The organism is Brevibacillus sp. NRS-1366, assembly GCF_050467985.1.
The window spans coordinates 16,990-32,247 of record NZ_JBITPN010000036.1 but is presented as its reverse complement, the minus strand read 5'-3'; the positions used below and the strand labels follow the sequence as shown (position 1 = coordinate 32,247).

Genomic DNA, 15,258 nt, shown 5'->3' with positions numbered 1-15,258 from the left:
ACAGGACAAGGCTCAAAATCTTCAAGCGATTTTGAGCCCTATCCCACATCCCAAATTCCAATTCGTCGTACCGTATCACTGCTAAATTCAATGAACCAAGTGGCATTTGTATCGATGCGAAAGGAAACTTGTATGTGAGTGATACAGGCAATCAGCGCATCCGCTACATTGATTTGAACCATCTACTGAAACCTGCTAGTGTGTAGCTTGTAGTTGATTTTGGTCGGCGACAATTACATTCTTTTCAATGACATCGCTTTGACGATCGATTTCCTCAAGCTCTAGCGCTTTGGGGACGGAAATCCAATAAGCCAGAACGATAGCGATTATCGCGCCAATCATTTTCCCAATCATGATGGGGACGATCATCGTCGGTTGAAAATTAGCGCTGTACGCCAGAGAATCACCGATTAGCCAGCCACCACAAACCGTGTAGGAAATGGTCAGCACCTTGTCTTTGGCAGGCATGTCCTTAATGATTTTCAGTAAGATCAACGGATTAGCAGTAGTAGCGATGATTCCGGCACTTCCCACACTGCTCAATCCAATCTTTTTACCAAGCGATTCAAGTGGGCGAGCGAAGTACTTTTGAATCGCATACACCATCGGAAATGCTCCGGCAAGCATGATTCCGATATAACCGGCAATTTCTAAGCCACGAAACTGATCTTCTTTATCGGCGATAATCGGATCAAATCCCCAGCTTCCAAACAGAGCTGTAAAGGCACCTGTGAAATATTCGACGATGGAAAATACCAAAACTAGCTTCAGAGCAGCATCCATAAACTTTCCGAACCACATAAACCCTTTGATCATCAGATTAGGGGCAAAGCGCAACCCCAATGCAAGGAAGACGGCGATCATGACCAAGGGAAGGAGATTACTGAAAATCATGCCAGCCGAGTATGTCAACTGATAAGTCGGTTCAGCGTTGGTACTGATGACATCACGCACTTTGGTATGCATCACCGCCAGAATACTTGTCGTGACGAGCACACCGATGGGGACGGTAAGGATGCCGGACATGATGCCAAGGGCCAAATATTTGTGATCGCGTTTTTGCAGCATGGCCAGAGCGACGGGAATGGTGAAGACGATATTCGGCCCCAACAGATATCCGTTAATCATCGCCATAATCCAACTTTCCCGACTGCTCGCGAGCACGTCAGCAAGCTGGTAGCCACCCATGTCACCTGATATAAATGTGGTGGCAGCCATTGCCGGATCAGCTCCAAGCGCTATAAAAATAGGACCAAACACGATCTTGATAAATTGAGCTAAATACGGGATGGCAGCTAAAGTTGCCGCAACCGGAATGAAAATCGGGCCGATCGAATACAATCCCTCCATGAATTCCTTGCCCAATCCCTGCTCTTCATTGCGGATTGCCGCGAGTGCACCGATAACAGCAAAAGCCATAATGATATAAATCACATAAACACCGATTATCTCCATAAGCTGTTCCCCATTTATTGGTTATTTGGTCGTCACTCCAATAGATAGCGCTTTCACAAATCATCGGTTGCGATCATTCTGGCTCGTGGCTGTGGCGCATTATCTTTCGTTTGCAATGGGGTCAATCCGCCGATTTCCCAACCTTTGGCCAATTGTTTGTACGCATGTGGCTTGAGGTCTTTGATATAGTACAGGCCCATCTCGTCTTCAGTGCGGGCACGCAAAATGTCGCCGTGCAGATCTGCTTCATAAAACGTGATGCCTTCCCCTCCGCCTGTCGTAGTGACGATTCGACCGCTTGGATTGACAATGTTGCTGTGACCGTAATACAAAGTGTCGCCGCAAACCCCAGCTATGTTCGATGAAATAAACCAGCATTGGTTTTCACTTGCACGCACTTGATCGTACAAATTGTGAGCGAGAGCCAATCGGCTGGAGCCAGGATCTGACTCTTTGTCCCACTCCAAAGCCCAGGCAGTAGGCATGACAAAGATCTCCGCCCCTTTTAGCGCCAATTCCCGAGTGGCTTCCGGGAAGCATTTGTCGTAGCAAATCAACAGGCCTATTTTTCCAATCTCCGTATCGTATACGGGAAAATCACTTCCTGGAAAATAGATGTGCAATTCGTCCAAAGGGAGATGAACTTTGCGGTACGATCCGATAAATCCTGTCGGTCCAACTAGTACGGCGGTGTTGTAGAGAACATCGTAACGATTTCGATCACGCTCCGTCATCCCCCAGACGATGTGCATGCCGTGCTTTTGGGCTGCTTGCACCATGAGCATTGTCGTTTCGCCATCGGGAACCGTCTCGGCGTAATGATGCTGATGCCGAAATGTCTCAACGGACAGCGGTCCCATTAAACTAGGCAAATACCCTTGAAGAGATTGTTCTGGAAAGACAATCAGTTTTGCTCCTTTTTTCGACGCTGCTTCAATATACTGCATATATTTTTTCGCGTTTTCCTGTTTGTCAAACGTAACCTCCATCGCTACCGTTGCCACCGTAGTCTTGTTCATCATGGTCCCCTCCTCGTTCAAGCGCTGTTAACTTCCTTTACCGTAACGCCCTATTGCGTTTCGATCAATACCATTCCTTTCAGTTACCTCTCTTTCTCAGACCTCGGTCGTTCATTAACTAGGAATGTATTCCCCAATGCGGCTCCACGCTTCTGAAACGACGCTATCGGCAAGCAATTGGTTGATTTGCGCATCGTCAAAGCCAATCTGTCTAAGGATTTGACGGGTGTGTTTCCCGTACTTTGGCGCTGGCTCAGGAATTGTAATGTGAGAATGTTTCATCCGAATCCCGTTTGGCGCCACCAGTTCTATCGCATATCCACTGGGGTGAGCATCGTGGCGAATGAAGCGCATCGTGGACTGATCAAGGTCAATTGCTCGCGCACTCTCGATGTGCAAATGGTGTGAGCGAACCTCTGCCATGTTTTCTACCTTATGGGCAGCGAGTCCAAGCTTTCCTAACTGATTGATCCAATCGTCTGCTGGTTGGCTGCGAAATCTCTCTGCCAGGTACTCTACTAGCTCTGACTCAGCAACGGATTCGATATCTGCAAATTCAAAGAGGGCAGTCAACCGTCCGCGAGAATCAGGCCCTGCTGCGAGGAAGAACCAGGCGTCCTGCGCTTCGTATAGCCGATAGAGAGCGTGTTCGCCTTTGACACTGGGTCCGCTGGGTTCAGCAAAAGGCTTTCGTCCCTCGTAATGATACATGAAGGGAAGCTGGATGAGCTGGCCAGCGACAGCCAGCGAGGTGCGGGCAACCTGCCGCGTAGCGCCATGAAGCCGGTTGATCAGGGCGATGGCAACCGCAAACGCACCACAATAACCACCCGATACGTCAATTGTCCCGACATTAGCGTGCAGCTCGGGTGTAGTCAAGGAGCCACCGAATCTGGCCATCATTCCCGTCGAGGCTTGTACCGTCTCGTCAAATCCAGGAGTTTCACTTCTTGGGCCGGCGTTTGGACCTCCGAAGGCATCCAGTCTGCACAAGATGACCTTCGGGTTTGCCGCATGAATTTGCTCGGGATCGATGCCAAGGGCTTTCAATTGCCCCTCGCGCCCATTGAACGTCACCACGTCCACCTTGCGCAGAATCCGTGCAAGAATTTCCTGACCTTGTGGAGTTTTCAGGTCGATGAGTGCACTCCTCTTTCCGCGTTGCCCTTGTAAGCCGAGGATGCATGTAATGGAAGGATCAAACGCTGGATTGGGTGGATCGAGCTTGATTACCTCGGCTCCAAAGCGGGCCAGTGTGGAAGCGATCGTCGGACCGGCAATGACATTTGTCAGGTCGAGAATCCTTATCCCCTTTAGGGGAAGCTCTGATGCTTGCGCGGTGGTAGCCACTTCAGCGAAGGTTGTTACTTCAATTTCGGATACTGACTCGATGTCTGACAAGCTTGCCAGAATTTCTGCGCGATTTGCATCCAGTACTGGCGCAGGTTGCCTTTGGCTCAGGTTGACAGTTGAACCTTCGAACCATACCGTCTGACCCGGCTGTTTCATTCGGCCGTATACAGGGTCATCTAGATCTATAATTAATCCAGAGGCGATCGCATGCTCTGAGTTTAACCACTCTTTTGTCGTCCGCTGTGCTGCACTTGGAATGCCTTCCTCTCCATAGATGCGCTCCCACTCGAAGCTTGTTTTCTGTAAAAAAACCTCCTGCATCCGGGTTGAAAGACGCTTTGCCCACTCTGCTGACAAGGGAAACGCCAGAAGCGAGCAGTCAACACCTTCTGGCCACTCGCACGTAGGAAGATAAGGATCGACGAGCGGAATGCCAGCCTCAACCATCTCTTCCCATAGCCCAAGCAGCTCTAGTACTTTAATTGCATGTGATTTGTGCGAAGGGCAGCAATGATAAAAGTAACGCCCGTCGGCGCAGAGATAGTCGCGATAGAACGGATCCAATAGTCCCTGCACGTCTTCGTAGCTCAAGTTCATCGGCTCGCCTGCCGTGCGCCGCCGTTCGATTTCCTGCTCAAGCTGGGACTTGTATCGATTCGGCATGTTTTCAACCGACATCGTGTTGTAGGCCAGCCCTTCCGAGAGCGCCGCTGCCAGAGGAACCTCAATGATGTCACCACGCCCCGTCTGCTCGCGCGCGTACAGCGCGACTGTAACAGAGAGCGCCCCGAGAAGCGCTCCATAGATTGAAGCCAGAGGCAGGGGGGAATACGATGGATCCACCCCCATGAGGATGCGACTCATCCCCATCCCTCTGTACCAGCCGGTAGCAGCAGCAATGATGCCTTCCCAGCCGGCAAGTTGATCTTTTTCCATGTCATATGCAGAAAAACCCGGTAAAGACAGATAAATGAGCTGAGGATGAATGCTCACCATTTCTTCCGGGCCCAATCCGAGCCGATCCATAACGCCAGGGCGAAAATTTTCAATGACCACATCGGCTGAGGCGATCAGCTTCCGCGCCAGTTCTTTGTCAGCGCTGACCTTCAGATCGAGGACAATACTCTTTTTACCTCGATTGAGTACAGCCATGGCCGGTGAGTGCCAGGACGGACCAGACGGCGGGTCGACCCGGATCACTTCCGCTCCCTGCTCGGCGAGCATCATCGCGACGGCCGGACCAGCTATATATTGACCAAAATCAATGACGCGAATTCCTTTCAAGGGTGCTTGCGAAATTGCCTTGCTCATGTGAAGTGTGCTCCTTTGCGGATTCCGATTTTCCGCCCTGCATCCGCTGGAATGGGCAGTTGCTCGTGCTCTTGGGCAATTCCTTCGATCCGTTCCTTCACTTCAGCCGGGAATGGGGCAGAACGGCGCTCGTTCATGTCTATTCCCATCAGCATTTGTTCACATGTGGCCAAGCGTTTGCCCTCGTCGTTCTCCATCACGAAAAACAGATGCATTCGTTTACTGTCATGATCCAATAATTGCGCAGTTACCCGAAACGCTTGCCCTTCATACACTTCAGCCAAGTAACAAATATGCACATCAAGCGTATAGATCGAATACGCGTTCTCCTCGCGGAACCGCGAGCTGATTCCGATGTTTTCGATCAGGTGTTCAGCGGCGATGCTAAATACACGAGCGTACTGGGCATCGTTCATGTGCCCGTTATAATCGACCCATCCCGAATGGACATGATCTTTGTACAATGGATTGTCTGATTGAAACATGTTGACCTCCCCTTTATGAAAAAGCCAGCAAGACGCCGGTTATAACCCGTTACAATGCCATTTACATTCGCCCGTTTAGGTTTGCTGCCGGCCAGTATGTTTCCAGCAGTCTGAGAAGCTCAATCAGAAAGTCATCCCTACGGCTTTCAAGCTTCGTTATCGACTGTCCTTCTGTCTGTTGTTCACAGCCGTGAATAACCCGTTCAGCAAGCGCTTCGGTAAGCTTTGGTGCGATGAGGTGCGACTTCGGGCGTTCCAGGATCGGGCCAAATTGCCGCAGCATATGGCGCATCCCCTGTTCTCCCCCGGCCAAGTGAAGGGTTAAGAACGGTCCCATTAATGCCCAGCGCAAACCAGGACCGTAGACGATCGCTGCGTCTACTTCGTCCGTCGTCGCTACACCATCGTTCACCAAATGCAGTGCCTCGCGCCAGATCGCTTCCATCAGCCGATCGGCGATATGGCCTTCCACTTCATGGGACAGGACGAGCGGTTTCATCCTGACAGATTCATATATCGCCTTCGCTTTTTCAATTGCCTCGGAGGAGGTGTTTTTCCCCCCAACAATTTCCACAAGCGGCATCAAATACACCGGATTAAACGGATGAGCAACGATTACACGCCCCGGATTCACGCAGTCGGCCTGCAGCGAAGTCGGCATAAAACCGGACGTACTCGAGGCAATAATTGCATCGGGTTTCGCATAGCGGTCGATCTGGGCCAATAATTTCCGTTTTAACTCTTCTCGCTCAGGTGCATTTTCCTGAATCAGATCAGCCGTGGAAACTGCTTTTTGCAGATCTGGCTCAAATGAAAGCCTACCGAGTGAAGCGCCCGCCGCCAGTCCCAGCTTCTCAAGCACAGGCCACGCCCGCTCAACCTCATGGCGCATTCTCGCTTCTGCCTGTTCTGCCGGATCAGTTGCGATCACATCATAGCCATGGGCGAGAAAGCGAGCAATCCATCCATTGCCGATTAATCCGGTGCCTACAACGGCAACACGTTTGATTGGGTTCATTGTTGTTCAACCTTTCTGTGCGGAGTTTTCAACCGAAGCAGCTCACGAGCTTGTTTGGGTGTCATTGGCTTTGCTCCGAGATTTTCAATGATCGTTACGGCTTTATCGACCAACTGCGCGTTTGAGCCGAGTACGCCTTTTTCAACGTACAGATTGTCTTCTACTCCGACACGAACATGACCGCCCAGGAGAACGGATTGCGCTACCATAGGGATTTGCCAGCGACCAATCCCAAATGCTGCCCAGTGGGCATTAGCTGGCAATTGATTGCGCATCGCGACCAACGTCTCAATGTCGACACCGGCTCCCCATGGAATCCCCAGGCAAAATTGGAACAGCGGCTCACCGTCAACCAGCCCTTCGTTAATCAACTGCTTCGCAAAGCGGATATGGCCGGTATCAAAACATTCCAGCTCCGGTTTGACACCGCTTTGCTGAATCAGCTGTGCATGCTTACGGAGCCAATCGGTTGGGCTGATGTAAATGATGTCGCCGAAATTAAGGCTTCCGCAGTCGAGTGAACAAATTTCCGGCAACAACTCGCCAACCGGTTGATGGCGTTCTTCCGGGGTTTGAATATCCGTTTGAGCGCCACCAGCTGTGGGATCATCCTCGCTTGGCAGCCAGATTCCGCCTCCCCCTGCGGTGATATTGAGAATGACATCGGTTTCTGATTCGCGAATGCGTTCCACGACTTCACGAAACAATGCCGGATCATGGCTGATCCCGCCTGTTTTTGGATCGCGCACATGCAGATGGACGATCGCCGCCCCTGCTTTTGCCGCTTCAATCGCTGATTCGGCAATGTCTTCCGGTGTAATGGGGACATACCTGCTTTTTTTCGCTGTATCTCCATCGCCGGTTACGGCACAAGTAATGATGACGTTTTGTTGCATGCAGATCTCTCCTTTTTCTTGTTTTCTGTATGACGCAATATGTATTCAGCAAAATCCGTGCCATTTTTTCTAGCCGTTTTTTTCAGGCATCGTGTGCGAAATTATGAAATTACGTGTCCGAATAGTCGGACAGTGTGCGAAAATTAATAACGCCGCCCCACGCTTATAAATTCTTATAAGTTAAAAAAGCCGCCATGTTCTTAGCGAAGAACATAACGGCTAAATCATTGGGATACTTTACTCGATCCCTAGTTTATGCATTTTGTAATATAACGTAGAGCGAGAGATTCCCATGCGCTTTGCTACCGAAAGCTTGTTGCCTCCTTCTAGCGACAATGCTTGCAAAATGAGCTTTTTTTCATATAAATCCAATTCACGCTGCAAGGTGTTGGCTGTGGGCAAAGGGAATTCTGATTCATCATCCTTCCGATTATCGGCAATTGTTCGCTCCAGATGTTTTTTTGCGTCCTGGCATGCAACGTTTTCAAAATCTAGCGGTAAGTGTTCCTCCAATATTTTTCCGTCAGTGGAAAACACAACGAGACGTTCAATCACATTCCTCAGCTCCCGCACGTTTCCGGGCCAATGATAGCTCACTAATTTATCCATGACCCCATCGGGGATTTCTTTCACAAACCGATTGTAGCGAATAGAAAATTCATATAAGAACAGCTTCGTGATCTCCAGGATGTCCTCCATGCGTTCTCTGAGTGGAGGGATCGTTAAGCTAATGACGTGCAAGCGGTAATAGAGATCCTCCCGAAATTCCCCCTTATCGACCATCTCTTGCAGGTTCCGGTTTGTTGCTGCAATGACGCGAAAATCTACTTCAACCTCTTTTGAGCCACCAACAGGATAGTATTTTTTTTCTTGTAAAACCCGCAGCAGTTTCACTTGCATGTCCAACGTCAATTCCCCGACTTCGTCAAGAAATAACGTACCATTCTGGGCCAGGCCGATCTTGCCTTTGCTTCCCTTCTGATTAGCCCCGGAAAAAGCGCCCTTCTCATAGCCAAAAAACTCACTTTCAAATAAGGTTGGCGGGATGGCGCCGCAGTTGATGGCAATAAACGGAGCGTCCTGCTTTTCACGCATGACATGGATGGCTTTCGCGAACAGTTCCTTGCCCACCCCGCTTTCACCGTGAATCAGACATGTCGCATTCGTCGAAGCAATTTTTTTGCACAAATCGATCGTTTTCATGATCGCTCTGCTCTTGCCCTTAATTGAATAAAACGGGTTGTGGGAGGCATCTAAGCGGATGACTTCATTTCTTAAATCTTCGATCTTTTTCGTCGAATCGAATAGCTCCTGATATAGCCTGACCTCATTGGAGATGTCGGTATCTACAGAGACCGCCCCGATAATGTTGCCATCCAGCTCAATTGGATTCACGTTTAGCAGTAAAACAACATCGTTGCGCGGCTGGCTTTTTAAACGGTGCAGTCTTTCGCCGGTTTTCAGCGTTCTTAACGTGTTCAGATTTTCATAAGGAAAAAAGTCGAATATCGGTTTCCCGATAATCTCCTCTTTCTTGATCGAGAACATTTGCTCTGCTCCATGCGTCCAGACGATGGTAGTCGCTTGTTCATCAATGATCGCGATCGATTCTTCCGTTGTTTCCAAAACAGAATCAAAATAAACTTTTACATATTTGTAAGCTTGATAGACCTCGTGCAGTACATCATTTCCAGCCACGTAGCCAATGGCTAGACCGGATTCATCTGTGATTAACACAACGCCGAATGCTTCGATCTCACGCATGAATATATCGAAAGGAACGGTATGCGGCAATGACTTTGTTTTCATCCAGGATAAATGATCTACCGAGGCGTTAGATGGTAGTGGAATGGAAGCGGGTAAATAGTACAATTGACCGCTTTTATGATAAAAATACATGACATCTTGCGCTTTATGTTGATCGAGAAGATGAGCGCTGCCGACTATTTCATGAGTACCTTCTTCTAGGATTACAAATGTATGTCGCAAAAGAGGTTCGATTCCGGGAAGCAGATGTTTCATAGTCATCCTCCATTTGAAACAAGATGGGTACCCTTATCTTACTGTAGCACAAAATTTTGTACAGGATGATCCAGAAGCGAGCGTGTGCGAAAATTCGTACATATTTCAAAAGTTACTACACTGCTTATTAATTTTCGTACAATGCTGTTTTGGTTTATTGCGAAAATGACTGGCATGAATGTTGCTCTTTTTCCTGATATGGGCCCGAAACGAAACAAAGGAGGAAAACATTTGGCTGGTAACCGAGTAATGCCTGGACATCGGTTGGATATTGTCAATGCAAGTAAATGGTATAAAAAAACGAAAGCTGTTGATCATATCAATCTTTCAGTTAACAATGGGGAATTTCTCACCATCTTAGGGCCGAGCGGGTCTGGGAAAACGTCTTTGCTTACTTTAATCGCCGGCTTTGAGACTCTGAATAGCGGATCGATCTTGCTCAATCATCAAGACATCTCCGCAAAGAAAGCGTACGAGCGGGACATCGGGATGGTCTTTCAAAATTATGCCCTTTTCCCCCATATGACTGTCTTTGATAACATTGCCTACCCGCTTCGAATCCGGAGAACCCGCAAAGAAGACGTAAACAACAGGGTAAAAGAAATACTCAAACTCGTTCACCTCGAAACATACGAAATGAGATATCCCAAGCAGCTGAGCGGCGGCCAACAACAACGGGTTGCATTGGCCAGAGCGATTGTGTTTAATCCGCCACTGCTGCTCTTGGACGAACCTTTGGCGGCGCTGGACAAAAATTTGCGCCAACAGATGCAATTGGAAATAAAACAGATTCAAGAAAAAGTGGGGATCACAACGATTTGCGTTACCCATGATCAAGAAGAAGCATTGACGATGTCAGACAGGATTTGTGTAATGAATCGCGGTCGTATCGAACAGATTGATACCCCGGAAAACCTGTACCAAAAACCAAAGAATCGTTTTGTTGCAGAGTTTATTGGTGAAATCAATCTGATACAAGGGAAACTGGTTGAGGTAACCAATGGGATAGCAAAGCTAGTCATTTTTGATCAGCAAAAAGCGATTGTCTCGGTGGAAGGCAATCATCCCGACGCGAGGGGTAAAACCGTTCACATGGCTCTTCGTCCGGAAAATGTTCGCATCGCAACGGAAAAATCCATGTACGACAATACGATAACGGTTACAGTGAATGAGCTGATTTACGTCGGAGAAGGAGTGAAAGTGAAAGCCCTGACTTCTACAGATGAGATCATAACGGTAAAAGTTCCTGCGCTTCAAGCACATTCTCTCTCACGTGGAGAAGACATTCTGCTTGGCTGGAATAGACACGACGTTTCCTTGCTCTACGATGAGTGAATGGAGTCTGCAGTTGCTTACATGTAAGGGGGAAAAATTGATGAAGAGAATCGGATTATGTGTAGCCTCTCTCCTGCTTTTTTTCAGTATAGCTGGTTGCGTTCAAGCGGGAAATTCTGGTGAAAGCGAATCGAAACAGCAATTGGTCGTGATGGACTGGGGCGGCGCGACGACAGCTGCTCACATGGCAGCGATGTATCAACCGTTCGAGCAAAAATACGGAGTCAAAATTACTGTCGTTACGCCGACTGACTTTGGAAAGTTGAAAGCAATGGTGACGAGCGGAAATGTTTCCATAGACGTAGCCAGCGTAAGCAGTGATTTTGTCATCCGTGGCGCGAATGAAGGGCTTTTGGAAAAGCTGGACTACAACGTAATTAATCGCGAGGGAATCCTGGAAGAGTACGCACAGGATTATGGTGTTGGCGCTGAATTAACCAGCACAGTGATCTCCTATAATACAAATCAATTCCCGGCTGGAAGCCATCCAAAAAATTGGTCAGAATTTTGGGATACTGAAAAGTTCCCGGGCCCACGCGCCTTGTGGAAATCCCCGTTCCACACGTTGGAAATAGCCTTGTTGGCTGACGGCGTTGAACCAGAGAATTTATACCCATTAGATGTAGATCGTGCTTTCCAAAGTCTTGACAAGCTCAAAAAGAATGTCAAAGTCTGGTGGGAAGCTGGGGCACAACCGCCGCAACTCTTGGCCAACGGTGAAGTCGCGCTCGCAGCAGCGTGGAATGGACGAGTTGAAAAGGCCATAGCAGAAGGAGCCCCTGAAGAACTGGAATACAATCAGGGGATTATCCAAGCAAACTCCTGGGTTGTTCCAAAAGGAGGCCCTAACAAGGACCTGGCCATGAAGTTTATTGCTTTTGCAGTGGAACCGGAGCAACAAGCAGCGTTTTCTTCTCAAATTAACTATGCTCCTGCCAATACGAAAGCTTTGGAGCTTCTGCCCGATGAAGTAAAGAAGCGGTTGGGACAATCAGCTGACAAAGTGGGACATCAGATTATCCTCAACGATCAATGGTGGGTTGACCATTATGATCAGGTAAACGAACGCTTTCAACAGTGGTTGATCAAATAAGCACAGCAATTCACAGACAACGGGAGGTTGCCATGATTCAGCTATCTCACTACATTCAAACCGTCGATTCCCATACCATGGGGGAACCGACTCGTATCGTAACCGGTGGAGCACCCCGGATTTTCGGCAAAACGATGATGGAAAAAAAGCGTGATATGGAAACAAGACTGGACTGGCTGCGGAAGCTCCTGATGAACGAACCGCGCGGACATCGTGATATGTTTGGGGCCATCCTGACCGACCCATGCGATGATGAATGCGATCTCGGCGTCATTTTTATGGATTCGAAAGGATATCTCAACATGTGCGGACACGGAACCATCGGCACAGTGACCACTGCGATCAACTTGGGAATCATCCCGGCGAAACCGGTTGTCAAGCTAGACACTCCGGCTGGGATTGTTACGTGCCGTGTGGAAATGGACAGTCATTCGGTGAAACGGGTTGCCTTTACCAATTTGCCGTCTTTTGTGTTTCAGCAGGGAGCGCAGATTGAAGTGAAGGAGATCGGAACAGTGTCTATGAATGTTGCGTTTGGCGGCAGTATTTTCGGGATTGTCGATGCCCAGCCGCTCGGACTCAAACTGGAAAGAGAAGAACAGCAAACAATCATCTCTCTAGGAATGGCGATCAAGGAAGCGGCGAATGAACAATTGCGTTTTGAACATCCGCTCCTCCCGGAAATCAACAGCATTGATCTGATCGAATTCAGCTTGCCGTCACTCCATCAGGGGGTCGACTACCGCAATGCCGTTGTATTCGGAAGCGGTCAGCTCGATCGATCTCCATGTGGAACGGGAACTTGCGCGAAAATGGCCGTGCTGCATCAGGCTGGCAAACTGGATATCGGACATTCGTTTTTCCATGAAAGCGTGATCAATTCCACTTTTGAAGGACGTATTTTGGGAACAGTCAAAGTCGGACCGCATTCAGGGATTATTCCGGAAATCATTGGTTCTGCCTGGATTACCGGCATGCATCAGTTCGTCATCGAAAAAGCAGATCCGTTTCATGAAGGGTTTATTATGGTCTAGGAGGACTTTTTTATGCTCACTGCAAAGAAAGCATCCTGGGGAGCCTTGAGCGGTGGGGTATCTTTTCCTTATTTATTGACAAGGATACCCGGGGTCCATTGGATATTGGTGATAGTGCCGCTTGGCTACCTTCTGTTCCTCATGATTTATTCTTTGTTCGGCCTTTTCAAACTGAGCATCTATGACGAAAATGGCTTTACATTTCAATATTTTCACTATATCTTTTCTCACTCTATCTATTTGCACGTCATGTGGTTAACGATAAAAATCTCCTGTTTCGTGACGATTGTCAGCCTGCTGCTCGCTTATCCGCTTGCGAAACTATTGGTTCAACTGAAGGATGGCATCTGGAAAAAGCTTGTCTTCGGGTTGATTCTCGTCCCTTTTTGGATAAGCCTGCTCGTGCGAACATTTGCGTGGACGATTATTTTACAGGACCAAGGCGTTATCAACAAGCTTCTCATAGGCGCGGGCATTATCGAAAAGCCCTTGTCCTTGCTCTACAATACGCCAGGCGTTGTGATCGGGATGACCCATATCCTGATTCCGTATATGGTAGTAAGCTTGTATTCCGTCATGGAAGGAATCGATCAACGGCTGATTCAAGCCGCGGCAGGAATGGGAGCCAGACCGTGGCAAGCGTTCTTTCACGTATTTCTCCCCTTGTCGCTGCCGGGTATCCTGTCTGGTTCTCTGATCGTCTTTATTCTAAGTCTCGGCTACTTCGTCACTCCTGCATTGCTAGGCGGGCCGGAGAACATGATGATTTCCATGTTGATCGAAAATAATATCGTGAAAACATTAAACTGGCATCTGGCAGCCGCTATTGCTGTCCTTTTATTTATTGTCACGATGCTACTGCTCGCCTTTTCCTATTTGCTGGTGCAAAATCACTCTGCCGTAAAGGAGATGTCGTAGGATGTGGCTAAAACTCCTTGCAGGTATGATTCTGTTTGGGTTAATCGCGCCGATTCTCGTCATTATTCCGCTCTCTTTTTCATCGAGCAGCTTCTTTCAATTTCCTCCGTCGGGATATTCGCTAAAATGGTATGGCGTGTTCTTGGACAACCAAGAGTGGATCAGTGCGTTCATCCGAAGTCTATACACGGCTTGCCTGACAGCCCTATTAGCTACGGTTTTAGGGACTATGGCCGCAACCGCCGTGACACGAATCAACTTTTGGGGAAAGAAAGCCTTTATGGCTGTAATGGTAGCTCCCATGGTTGTTCCTGTCATCATTGTTGCCATTGCCCTGTACTACACCTTTGCCCCGATGCATGTAACAAATACGCTTGGCGGACTCGTACTGGCTCACTCTGTGCTTGCCGTTCCTATCGTCTTTGTAACCGTCACGACCGGTTTAAAGGGAATAGATCGACGCTTGGAATTGGCGTCGATGGGGCTCGGCTCTACGCCGCTCGGGACTTTTTTCAAGGTGACCTTTCCCTTGATCCGCCCGTCGATTTTATCAGGAGCGCTGTTCGCTCTGATCACGTCACTTGATGAGGTGGTGGTCACCATCTTTATCGCAGGTGAAAAAACGAAAACGCTTCCTGTCGTGATGTGGGAAAATCTTCGTACCCAAATAGATCCAACGATCGCCGTTGTTTCAACCATACTCATTGCAGGGACGGTAATGATCTTTTTCGTTCAGTCGTGGATTCGTTATCGGGTATCGAAATTTTAGAAAAAACACGGAATGTAAGTGTCGGCATAGAGGCACTTACATTCTCTTTTATTACCCTAGATGTTCAACAATTCTTTCAGCGTGGCCTCTATGAAATGCGTATCTTCCGGATTCAATCCATAGCCAGCCAAGACATTATCCGAGCGTCTATGTCATCTGATTTTTCTGTAATACCGAGCTGCCTTTCTCGAAAATCTTTTACTGCTTTGTTTTCTACTTGGTAAAGTTCGTAACCTTTATTATTTGCACCTCTAGATATACGGTCATTGCACAGACAATAAGTTTACTGCTCTTTATAATGCTTTAAGATATTTTTGCAAGAAAATTAAAAAAAGACAGGCAAATGCCTGTCTAAGTTAATTAAGTTATAGTGCAGTGCCATCCATATTGGTTAAGTGCCCCAATTCTTTATAAAAAGTCCAAGAAATAGGAGTCCATAAAAAATGGCTTTCACATTAGACTCAGTAGTATAGCTGATACAATTGTGAATTTATCATTACCAAAACTGGAATACAAGTCTGAATCAATCAACTAGAACACTAGACACCAG

Annotated in this window: 13 protein-coding genes; 6 read left to right on the top strand and 7 right to left on the bottom strand. The window is 48.1% G+C overall.

From position 1 onward, the window contains the following. Positions 1 to 47 precede the first annotated feature (47 nt). Positions 48 to 206, top strand: a complete 159-nt coding sequence (locus ACIFQN_RS24525; RefSeq protein WP_429835730.1) for a hypothetical protein — start codon at positions 48 to 50, stop codon at positions 204 to 206. On the opposite strand, the gene eutH is transcribed toward ACIFQN_RS24525, so the two are convergent. The 7 genes from eutH to ACIFQN_RS24490 form a co-directional block, all read right to left on the bottom strand. After that, the gene (gene eutH, locus ACIFQN_RS24520; protein ID WP_429835661.1) at positions 196 to 1,455 is read right to left on the bottom strand and encodes an ethanolamine utilization protein EutH; all 1,260 of its coding nucleotides are present in this window, start codon (positions 1,453 to 1,455) and stop codon (positions 196 to 198) included. The genes ACIFQN_RS24525 and eutH overlap by 11 nt on opposite strands. 53 nt (positions 1,456 to 1,508) lie before the next feature. Beyond that, a complete protein-coding gene (locus ACIFQN_RS24515; RefSeq protein WP_429835660.1) occupies positions 1,509 to 2,477 on the bottom strand; it encodes a carbon-nitrogen hydrolase family protein in 969 nt (322 codons plus the stop codon). A gap of 111 nt (positions 2,478 to 2,588) precedes the next feature. Next, the gene (locus tag ACIFQN_RS24510; RefSeq protein WP_429835659.1) at positions 2,589 to 5,138 is read right to left on the bottom strand and encodes a CaiB/BaiF CoA transferase family protein; all 2,550 of its coding nucleotides are present in this window, start codon (positions 5,136 to 5,138) and stop codon (positions 2,589 to 2,591) included. Further along, entirely contained in the window at positions 5,135 to 5,623 is a 489-nt protein-coding gene (locus tag ACIFQN_RS24505) for a thioesterase family protein (protein WP_429835658.1), read from the bottom strand. Before ACIFQN_RS24505 ends, ACIFQN_RS24510 begins: the two co-directional genes overlap by 4 nt. Positions 5,624 to 5,684: 61 nt before the next feature. Continuing rightward, positions 5,685 to 6,641, bottom strand: a complete 957-nt coding sequence (locus ACIFQN_RS24500) for a 3-hydroxyacyl-CoA dehydrogenase NAD-binding domain-containing protein (protein WP_429835657.1) — start codon at positions 6,639 to 6,641, stop codon at positions 5,685 to 5,687. Further along, positions 6,638 to 7,537 carry a 3-keto-5-aminohexanoate cleavage protein gene (locus tag ACIFQN_RS24495; RefSeq protein WP_429835656.1) on the bottom strand — a complete coding sequence of 300 codons (900 nt, stop codon included), beginning with the start codon at positions 7,535 to 7,537 and terminating at the stop codon, positions 6,638 to 6,640. The genes ACIFQN_RS24500 and ACIFQN_RS24495 overlap by 4 nt, the downstream gene beginning before the upstream one ends. A 237-nt stretch (positions 7,538 to 7,774) precedes the next feature. Beyond that, positions 7,775 to 9,559: a sigma-54 interaction domain-containing protein gene (locus ACIFQN_RS24490; protein WP_429835655.1), complete on the bottom strand. Its 1,785-nt coding sequence runs from the start codon at positions 9,557 to 9,559 to the stop codon at positions 7,775 to 7,777. A gap of 231 nt (positions 9,560 to 9,790) precedes the next feature. Between ACIFQN_RS24490 and ACIFQN_RS24485 the strand changes: the two genes are divergently transcribed. From ACIFQN_RS24485 to ACIFQN_RS24465, 5 genes are read left to right on the top strand one after another with little or no spacing between them, the layout of a single operon-like run. Further along, on the top strand, positions 9,791 to 10,894 hold the full coding sequence (locus ACIFQN_RS24485; protein ID WP_429835654.1) for an ABC transporter ATP-binding protein: 1,104 nt from the start codon (positions 9,791 to 9,793) through the stop codon (positions 10,892 to 10,894). Positions 10,895 to 10,934: 40 nt separating this feature from the next. Next, positions 10,935 to 11,987 carry an ABC transporter substrate-binding protein gene (locus tag ACIFQN_RS24480; protein WP_429835653.1) on the top strand — a complete coding sequence of 351 codons (1,053 nt, stop codon included), beginning with the start codon at positions 10,935 to 10,937 and terminating at the stop codon, positions 11,985 to 11,987. Between the two features lie 32 nt (positions 11,988 to 12,019). Continuing rightward, positions 12,020 to 13,021: a proline racemase family protein gene (locus tag ACIFQN_RS24475; RefSeq protein ID WP_429835652.1), complete on the top strand. Its 1,002-nt coding sequence runs from the start codon at positions 12,020 to 12,022 to the stop codon at positions 13,019 to 13,021. A gap of 12 nt (positions 13,022 to 13,033) precedes the next feature. Continuing rightward, complete coding sequence (locus ACIFQN_RS24470; protein ID WP_429835651.1) at positions 13,034 to 13,939, top strand: ABC transporter permease; 906 nt, start codon at positions 13,034 to 13,036, stop codon at positions 13,937 to 13,939. Between the two features lies 1 nt (position 13,940). Beyond that, positions 13,941 to 14,708: an ABC transporter permease gene (locus ACIFQN_RS24465; RefSeq protein ID WP_429835650.1), complete on the top strand. Its 768-nt coding sequence runs from the start codon at positions 13,941 to 13,943 to the stop codon at positions 14,706 to 14,708. The last annotated feature ends 550 nt before the right edge of the window (positions 14,709 to 15,258 follow it).